The organism is Legionella waltersii (genome assembly GCF_001468085.1).
In the GTDB taxonomy this organism is placed as follows: domain Bacteria; phylum Pseudomonadota; class Gammaproteobacteria; order Legionellales; family Legionellaceae; genus Legionella; species Legionella waltersii.
On sequence record NZ_LNZB01000052.1, the window covers coordinates 1,754 to 2,496 of the forward strand.

The window sequence follows — 743 nt, forward strand, 5'->3', positions numbered from 1 at the left end:
ATCCACAGGCAAAGAGCGCTGGTTTGCCCTTGCTGTCGCGGCCAAAGACAAGGGTATGGTAGCCACCTGCGGCGACACCCTCCAGTGAGTTTAGTGCTTCAGGAAACTCAAGGCGCTGCAAGCTGGTCTGGTTGTTTTGATTCACCAGCCCCAGTTGGCCGAAGATGTTTCTTCCACAGGCAAAGAGCAGTGGCTTTCCGAAGCTGTCGCGTCCAAAGACAAGGGTGTGGTGAGCACCTGCGACAACACCCTCCAATGAGTTTAGTGCTTCAGGAAGCTCGAGGGGCTGCAGGCTACTCTGGTTGTTTTCATCCCCAAGCCCCAGTTGGCCGAAGATGTTCCATCCACAGGCAAAGAGCAGTGGCTTGCCGAAGCTGTCGCGGCCAAAGACAAGGGTGTGATTGAAACCTGCGACGACATCCTCCAGTGAGTTTAGTGCTTCAGGAAGCTCAAGGCGCTGCAGGCTGGTCTGGTCAGTATTATGCCCCAGCCCTAGTTGGCCGCGGTTGTTATTTCCACAGGCAAAAATCAGGGGTCTGTCCTTGCTGTCGCAGCCAAAGACAAGGGTGTGATTGTAACCTGCGACGACACCCTCGAGTGAGTTGAGGTCTTTGGGAAGCTCCACGGTCTGCAAGCTGGTCTGGTTTTTTTGATCCCCCAGACCCAGTTGGCCATACCCATTCTCTCCACAAGCAAATAGCTTGGGCTTGCCTCGGTATTGCGTCAAAATAAACGTGGAACTT

General features: G+C 54.2%; 1 protein-coding gene. It reads right to left on the reverse strand.

What is annotated here, in order from left to right; all coding sequences use genetic code 11:
* Nucleotides 1–743: RCC1 domain-containing protein (locus tag Lwal_RS11815; protein ID WP_420798168.1), on the reverse strand; the 743-nt coding region annotated here is incomplete at both ends.